Source organism: Vibrio sp. J2-4 (genome assembly GCF_021728155.1).
In the GTDB taxonomy this organism is placed as follows: domain Bacteria; phylum Pseudomonadota; class Gammaproteobacteria; order Enterobacterales; family Vibrionaceae; genus Vibrio; species Vibrio diabolicus.
Window position 1 is genome coordinate 422,762 of the sequence record NZ_JAKKCN010000001.1, and the last position, 8,030, is coordinate 430,791.

Consider the following 8,030-nt stretch of genomic DNA (forward strand, 5'->3'; position numbering starts at 1 on the left):
ACGGCATTACATAGGACTCGAATTATGCGTGAAGCGAAAATTTATCGTTATAGCTTGCCCATGGATAGTGGTGTCATCCTGCGAGACAATAAGCTAACAGAACGTGTTGGTTATGTTGTCGCGCTTTCTGAACGTGACCAAATAGGGCTTGGAGAAGTCGCTCCTCTTCCTGGTTTTAGTTTAGAGAACACCGAAGATGCTGGTATTCAGCTACAAGAACAAGCGGAGCGTTGGGTAGCAGGATTGGATGTGGATTACGCCAACATGTATCCATCGGTCGCGTTTGGTTTATCGATGGCACAGTTAGAGTTAGCTGGTGGCTTACCCCAACAAGGTAAGTATCAAACAGCGCCGCTGTGTACTGGTGACCCAGACGAGCTCATTCCAAAGCTGAACGAAATGGAAGGCGAGAAAGTCGCGAAAGTAAAAGTCGGGCTTTATGAGCCAATTCGCGATGGCATGCTTGTGAACCTTTTTCTTGAATCTATCCCTCAATTAACGCTTCGACTTGATGCAAACCGCGCTTGGACACCAGAAAAAGCGCAGCAGTTTGCTAAATACATTACTCCGTCTCTGCGTCAGCGCATTACCTTTTTGGAAGAGCCGTGCCGCTCTCCTGGCGATAGTCTCTCTTTTGCTATCAATACTGGTATTGCGATTGCTTGGGATGAAACTTTGCAAGATGCGGTTCGTCGAGAGGATTTCCGTCTTGAAGATCTAACTGGTGTGAAAACGATCATCATCAAACCCACACTCATTGGTTCGGTGGATTTTTGTATTACACTGATAGAGAAGGCGAAGTCACTGGGGATGAAAGCGGTTATTAGCTCGAGCATTGAATCCAGTCTCGGTTTAACGCAATTAGCGCGCTTTGCCCAATGGCAGCTGCCTGATGAAGTTCCAGGTTTGGATACGATTGGCCTATTCAAAGCTCAGTTAGAGCAAGGCTGGCCTAAGTGTGAACTTCCCGTTCTTCCTCTGAAAGATCAGGAGATTGTGTGGCATTCTGCATAGACAATGTTGCGAAGGCACCGTGGAAATATTGGGCTCAAACGAGCCCTTTTTCTATTGCACTCAAGACACCAACAGAAACATTAAACTGGCAACAACTCTCAGTACGTATTGACCAATACGCTCACTATTTGAATGACTTGGGCGTAACGCGGGGAGATGTGCTGACTTTGGTAGGTAAAAACCAAGTCGAAACTCTGCTGTTTTATCTTGCTTCCAAGCAGTTAGGCGCACTTGCTGCGCTGACCATGGTACAACCACTCGATACGCTACAGAGTAAACTTGCGACCCTTTATAAACCTGAACAAACTCGGTTTATCTGGTTTGCTCAGGAGTGCGCTTCGACCTTTTCTGAACATGATATACAAAAACTCAAGGCAACATTGCTTTCACCACCTGTAGTATCACAGCAAGAGAGTGACTCGTTGACTGAAGATAGCTATCATCATGACCGGCTCGCTTCAGTAGTATTTACTTCTGGCTCTACAGGGGAGCCTAAAGCTGTGGTTCATACACATCGACAACACCTTGCATCCGCAGAAGGCTTGTTGCAAGAGTTCATTTTCACTCAGCAAGATTCTTGGCTATTGTCGCTTCCGCTTTATCACGTCTCTGGATTGGCGATTGTATATCGTTGGCTATATGTCGGAGCGACATTGAAAATCGGTACAGGAAAACTTGTCGAAGATATTCAGGGCGTGTCACACGCATCTTTGGTTGCCACGCAGCTCAAACGGCTATTGGATGATGATGCTCACTTGTCATTGACGCATGTGCTATTGGGCGGCAGCCACGTTGCTCACGAGTTGGCGTTGCGAGCAACAGGACGAGGGATTGAGGCGTGGTTAGGTTATGGGATGACGGAAGCAGCCTCTACCGTTACCGCAAAGAGAATTGACAGTATCAGTAATGCTGGACACGTATTGAATCATCGTAAGATAAAGTTGGTTGACCAACGCATTTTTGTCGGTGGTAAAACATTAGCGGCAGGGTATTTTCATCAAGGTCATGTTACTCCGTTTCTGGATGAGAAAGGCTGGTTCGACAGCAAGGATCTCGGTGAGTGGCAAGGTGACGAGTTAAAGATCATCGGCCGTGCCGACAATCAATTTATCTCTGGTGGTGAGAACATTCATTGTGAAGAGATTGAGGCAGCATTGAACCAAATTGATGGCGTGGTGCAGAGCATAGTGGTTCCAGTCGAAGATGCGGAATTTGGTCATCGCCCTGTTGCTGTGATTCAGACCAATGATTTGCGCAGCAAAGCGGAATATGACCTGCATTTGCAATCCAAATTAGAGAAGTTTAAATGGCCAGTGGAATACCATTTAATGCCACAAGTGCTACTAGAAAGTGGGATCAAAGTTTCTCGGAAGGCAGTGAAGGAGTGGCTATTGCCATCAATTCAGCATTAGTCAATTTTGCTATGTATTAGTCAGAAAGGGAATTTCGTATCCTTATAACTCTGAATCATAATTATGCTTCTTCGAAGAGAGAAAAGGCATAAGGTTATGGTAAAGCTAGTATTAATTGCGGCGGTAGCACTACAAATTGGTATTGCAATAAGCAGTGAAGGGCTCGCCCGCTCTCTTGCAGAGCTGACGGCCTTTTTGATCGCTATCGCATTGGTCGTTACATACAAAAACAGCAAACTTGAGCCGTCGTCACCTCAACACGATGAGAAGACCACTAATATCTAAACAATAACCAACTTAGAGAAGTGGTTGAAATTAACACCCACAGAGTTACACCAAACAACAGTGGCTTGGCTCCAGCAGACCTCAGCTTCGAAATTGAAATGCTGCAACCAATCAGGAACAGACACACCACCAAAGCTTGTTTCGCTCCAACGAAAATACCGTGATAGACCATTTCAAATTGAGGGAAGAAGTCGCTAAACACGATGGCTGCGCAGTACCAAAAAATGAAATAAGGAATAACTAACTTTTTCGTTCCATTCTCTTTCTGGTCTCTCGAAAAGATCACGGCACTGACCAGTGCGACAGGGATGATCCACAAAGCTCGTGCGAGTTTTAACGTTGTTGCTGTAGTTAGCGCTTCTTCACCGTAGGCTGAGGCAGCCCCAACAACAGAAGAAGTGTCATGAATAGCAATCGCGGCCCATGTACCAAATGTGTGTTGATCTAGCCCTAAAGCATGCCCAACCACAGGAAACACGAATAGTGCGATGGAGTTTAGGACAAATACCGTTGCCAGTGCTAATCCAATCTGTTCGTCTTTTGCTTTAATCGCTGGTGCCACCGCGGCAATTGCACTACCACCACAAATTGCTGTACCTGACGAGATTAAGTACGCGGTTACTCGCTCCAACTTAATTATTCTGGCAATGATAGTGCCTATGATCAGTGTGCCCGCAATCGTGGCGATAATCAGACCGATACCATCCGACGTTACAGAGAGTGCTTGCTCAAAGTTGATGCCAAAGCCTAAACCAATAATCGAGTAGGACAGCAGCTTTTTAGTAAAAGAAGCAATGGGCAGTTCTGAAGGCACAAAACCAAAACTTGCGAGTAGAAAACCAATAACTAGGGCAATAGGAGAGGAGACAAAAGGGGTTAAGCAAAAGAGTAACGCCAATCCAAACAAGAGGTAGTTTCTATTCAAGGTTTTTATTCGCTGTTGTGAATGAAAGCGCGAGTATATCGCACTGAGTGTGGTCAGTTTGTCTTAATGATTTGAACACATGTTCAGTTATTCTAAACATGTGTTCAAACGTATTTTTATCGCCAGTCGCCTCTAAGTTGATGCACTCTATCGAACATCGTTTTTGCCGTTGCTTCATTTGGTGGAACCGGCTGTCCGGCCTCAATTTCTAGCTTTGACCAAAATCGAGTCGGTAAGCCACAACATGCGCGGCCTTTCGCGCGGCTGAAATAGCTTCCCCATAAGCCTTTGAGTGCCACGGGTATGACAGGTACTGGGCTGCGACGCAGAATAATATCAATGCCACGCATGAATTCATTCATTTCACCGTCTGAGGTTAATTTCCCCTCTGGGAAAATACAGACGATATGTCCTTCGCTTAATGCGGTTTCTACATCATTAAATGCACGCCTGATGGAGTTTCTGTTACTCGCTGAAATCGGAATTACCCCAGTTCTGCGTAAAAAGCGTCTTAGTGGAGGTAGGTTGGCGTAATCTTCCTCCATCACAAAACGAATCAACCTTGGGCATACTGCGCTAAGTAGCAAGGCGTCCATATAGCTCACGTGATTACATACGATCAACGCACCGCCTTGTTCTGGCAAGTTATGTAGGTTTTTATGTTTCACTCGATAAATAGTGTGAGTTAGCATCCAAACCACAAAACGGACAACGAATATCGGTATTTGCAAAAAAATGTAAGCGGCGACCAAGAAATTCAAAATGGCTAACAATGCAAACAGCTGAGGAATTGTCATCTTGATGACACTCAGGCACACAATACCTAAGACAGCACTGCCGACCATAAACAGAGAGTTAAAGATGTTGAGCCCTGCGATGACTTGTGCGCGCTCGGTTTCCTTTGCTCTATGTTGCATTAATGCGTAAAGCGGTACGATAAACAGCCCGCCAGAGGCGCCAATCATCAATAGATAGAAAAATAATGGCCAAAAAGGCTCATATCTAAAGAAGTCTACAAAGTTATGGAAGATAGGTAGGTCACTTGGAATGGAGGTTGCCATCAAGTACCCAAATACCGTAATGCCAAGTGCGCCAATAGGTACAATACCGACTTCGATACGATGATTCGAGATCCAATTGCAAAGTAGCGACCCTAGCGCGATACCAATAGAAAACAGAGCAAGTAAGAAAGACACCGCACTCTCGGTGCCATTTAGGTAAATCTTGGTGAAATTCGGGAACTGGGTTAGATAGGCGGCGCCTAAAAACCAAAACCAGCTTATCGCCATAATACATTGAAAAACAACACGATCTGATTTTGCGATGGATAGCGTGTGTTTAGTTTGTTTGTACGGTTGCCAACGAAAAGAAAGATTAGGTGCGCTGGCGGCTGCAAAGGGTATTGATCGGCTCGACAAATATCCCAACAATGCAAAGAGTACGACACAAAATGCGGCAAGGTATTTTGCGTTGTCTGCTGAGGCGATAATTCCAGCACCTAGGGTACCAATAAGGATGGCGATAAAGGTACCAGCTTCAACAAGGGCGTTGCCTGGCACTAACTCTTTCGCGTTTAATTTTTGAGGCAAAAGGGCATATTTAACCGGTCCAAAGAATGCTGACTGTGTGCCCATTAAGAACAGTAGCAGCAAAAGCACACCATAACTTTCGGTTATAAAACCAATGGCGCCCAAAAGCATGATGGCGATTTCAAACAGCTTTACCTTGCGAATAAACCATGATTTTTCATATTTATCTGCTAATACGCCAGCTGAAGCGGAGAATAGAAAGAACGGTAGAATGAACAAGCCAGCCGCTAAATTGATGAACAAGTTGCTCGAAATAGGTAGTGCGCTGGATCCCGCGAAGGCGACAAACAGCAGCAAAACGTTTTTAAAAATATTGTCGTTGAAAGCGCCAAAAAACTGAGTAATGAAATAGGGTAGGAACTTTCTTTGTGTAAGTAAGGACGGCTGTCTGTCGGACGACATGGATAATCCTTTGTTACCAGTTTGTGAGGTAGTTAGAAAGCAGGTTACTGATTAATTCTTTACCATCAATGGGTTCACTAGAGAAAAATTTATCATCAACACTGAGTAAAGTAATACCGTGTACGCCAGACCAAAGCACTCGACTTGCTTGAATCACTTCGGACTCGGTACGATGTGGTGCGATTTGAGCCAATAGTGACTCCAGCATTCCTGTCATCCCGTCGATACGTTTGGCATGCCATTCTGGAAGTTCTGCACCATTCATGTTGTGCTCGAACACTAACTGCCAACGGTAAGGGTGCTTTTGAGCGAAATCGTGGTAGCAATAAGCCAGCTCAAATAGAGCTTGATGAGCGTCTTTACTGCTATTGGTCGCCTTCAGTGCTTCTTGGGAGAGTTCGTCTAAAGTTTGCGCGACTACGTGTAAAAGTAACAGGTTATAGTTGCCAAAGATGTTGACTAATGTGCTTGGCACGTAACCAATCATGTTAGCGATTTTACGAAGACTGAGTTCGTGGTAAGAATTCTCATCTAAAAAGTTTTTGACTGTTGTTAAAGTCAAATTCACTAACTCTTCTCTGGTGTGATCGTTTCTGCGCGCCATACTCTCAAACTGCTTTATTGAACATCGTTCAATATGATAGTCAGCTACCTATTAACCGTCAACAAGGCAATATACTCAAGTGACGTCAAGGTCCAGGATTCTGAGCTGTGTCACTGATTCTAATTCAAGTAAAACATCCCCGAGTAGTAGCGAGTTCATTCCCAGCATTTCTAAACGAACCAAGTATCTCGAAATTAACAAGAGCAGTCTGTATCTTTGGCAATATTCTGATACATGTCAGCTTCTGTAAGCTGTTTTCATCAACAGGCATACAGAGTATGATGACGTAACAATCATCTTTGGCGTGCTACTGTTTGAAACAATCGTTGTTTCGTCTGATAGAGCACAATCTTAGATAGCTAACTTTAAGGATAACGATGAAACGTTTATTTTCTATTGTTGCTCTGTTGATGTTTACCGTTGCTGTAACGCCTATCGCGGAAGCGAAGAAGTTTGGTGGCAGTAAGTCTTTCGGTAAGAGCTACAAAACAGCGCCAGCACCAAAACAACAGCAACAAAACACCAATACGGTCGGCAAAGATCAGACGGCGAAGTCTTCAAGTAAAAAAGGCTTAATGGGTGGTCTGCTAGGCGGACTTCTTGCTGGTGGTCTACTTGCTGCATTCTTTGGCGGTGCTTTTGAAGGTATCCAGTTTATGGATATCTTAATTATTGGTTTGATTGCCTTTGTCATCTTTAAATTAATGCGCGGTATGCTAGGTGCGAAGCAGGGCAGTATGAACCAGCATCGCCAGCAACCTGCATTTGGTGGTAACGCATCTAAGTTTGAGCAACCAAACATGCAAAACTTTGAGCAACAGCCAAACACAAATAATGGTGGCTTTGGTGGTTTCGGCGCTCAAACGGACGTACCACATAACTACCCACCGGGCTTTGACCAAGCAGCGTTCATTAACGGCTCTCGTGAACACTACCGAATCCTGCAAGGAGCGTGGAATCACAATCAACTGGAAACCATTGAAGAATATGTTTCTCCAAGCTTGTTTGAAGATCTGAAAGCAGAGCGCGCGAAGCTCGACGGTGAGCAGCATACTGATGTAATGTACGTTGATGCAGAGATCGTCCGTGCCGATTACGATGCAAATAAAGCACAGCTTAGCCTGCAGTTTAGCGGTCGTTACCGTGACACAGTAGAAGGTGTTGAAGAAGAAATCGAAGATATCTGGCACCTAGAGCGTGACCTGACTGTGCCTAATGCACCATGGTTAATCGTTGGTATTCAAGGCTAGTCACCTTTAAACCAATTTAGTCACTAATAAAAATCCCGCGCCCCCTGCGGGATTTTTTGTATCTGTCGTTTGTATTTACGAAAGGTGTTTTTATAAAACCTGCCAGATGGAGACTTCATCATGGCTCGCGCTTAACCCTGCCGAATATCTTTTTGCTAGTCAGTCCTCAAGTGTTTTACTGAATGTTTTTAGCATTCACATTATGGTCATTGCGATAAAACAAGGACAAAGTGCTAGTTCATTGTTTGTATTACAACGACCAGATCCGAACTTTGGCCATCGGAGATTCGCTTCGGCCCAGTTGTTAAAGTAGGATCCAAACAGAGGTAGAATAGCGAAGAAGTTGGGTTAAATAAGGAAGTGCTTGTTACTTTATCAAGAGTCTGAAACGAAAAAAGCCAGCTCAATGAGCTGGCTTTTTCAATATGGTGGAGGGGGACGGATTCGAACCATCGAAGGCAGTGCCGGCAGATTTACAGTCTGCTCCCTTTGGCCACTCGGGAACCCCTCCAGGGTGTTTTATACTTAAAAGATAGTTTCCCAACCTAG

The 8,030-nt window shown here is 44.6% G+C and carries 7 protein-coding genes and 1 tRNA gene; 4 read left to right on the plus strand and 4 right to left on the minus strand.

Annotation, left to right across the window (positions count from 1 at the left end):
• Positions 1-24 precede the first annotated feature (24 nt).
• From menC to L3V32_RS01955, 3 genes are all read left to right on the plus strand, one after another.
• The gene (gene menC / locus L3V32_RS01945; protein ID WP_047009472.1) at positions 25-1,014 is read left to right on the plus strand and encodes an o-succinylbenzoate synthase; all 990 of its coding nucleotides are present in this window, start codon (positions 25-27) and stop codon (positions 1,012-1,014) included.
• The gene (gene menE, locus L3V32_RS01950) at positions 999-2,426 is read left to right on the plus strand and encodes an o-succinylbenzoate--CoA ligase (RefSeq protein WP_182036794.1); all 1,428 of its coding nucleotides are present in this window, start codon (positions 999-1,001) and stop codon (positions 2,424-2,426) included. The genes menC and menE overlap by 16 nt, the downstream gene beginning before the upstream one ends.
• Before the next feature lie 96 nt (positions 2,427-2,522).
• Entirely contained in the window at positions 2,523-2,711 is a 189-nt protein-coding gene (locus L3V32_RS01955; RefSeq protein ID WP_164666886.1) for a hypothetical protein, read from the plus strand.
• On the opposite strand, the gene L3V32_RS01960 is transcribed toward L3V32_RS01955, so the two are convergent.
• The 3 genes from L3V32_RS01960 to L3V32_RS01970 all read right to left on the minus strand — a co-directional run bounded on the left by L3V32_RS01960 (position 2,701) and on the right by L3V32_RS01970 (position 6,231).
• Entirely contained in the window at positions 2,701-3,636 is a 936-nt protein-coding gene (locus L3V32_RS01960) for a YeiH family protein (protein WP_237283726.1), read from the minus strand. The genes L3V32_RS01955 and L3V32_RS01960 overlap by 11 nt on opposite strands.
• A gap of 116 nt (positions 3,637-3,752) precedes the next feature.
• Complete coding sequence (locus tag L3V32_RS01965) at positions 3,753-5,627, minus strand: MFS transporter (protein WP_046874204.1); 1,875 nt, start codon at positions 5,625-5,627, stop codon at positions 3,753-3,755.
• 13 nt (positions 5,628-5,640) lie between these two features.
• Complete coding sequence (locus L3V32_RS01970; RefSeq protein ID WP_006743255.1) at positions 5,641-6,231, minus strand: TetR/AcrR family transcriptional regulator; 591 nt, start codon at positions 6,229-6,231, stop codon at positions 5,641-5,643.
• 377 nt (positions 6,232-6,608) lie between these two features.
• Between L3V32_RS01970 and L3V32_RS01975 the strand changes: the two genes are divergently transcribed.
• On the plus strand, positions 6,609-7,481 hold the full coding sequence (locus tag L3V32_RS01975; protein WP_046874203.1) for a Tim44 domain-containing protein: 873 nt from the start codon (positions 6,609-6,611) through the stop codon (positions 7,479-7,481).
• A 426-nt stretch (positions 7,482-7,907) separates the two neighbouring features.
• Here the strand turns inward: L3V32_RS01975 and L3V32_RS01980 are convergent.
• A tRNA-Tyr gene (locus tag L3V32_RS01980) sits at positions 7,908-7,992 on the minus strand.
• Positions 7,993-8,030 lie beyond the last annotated feature (38 nt).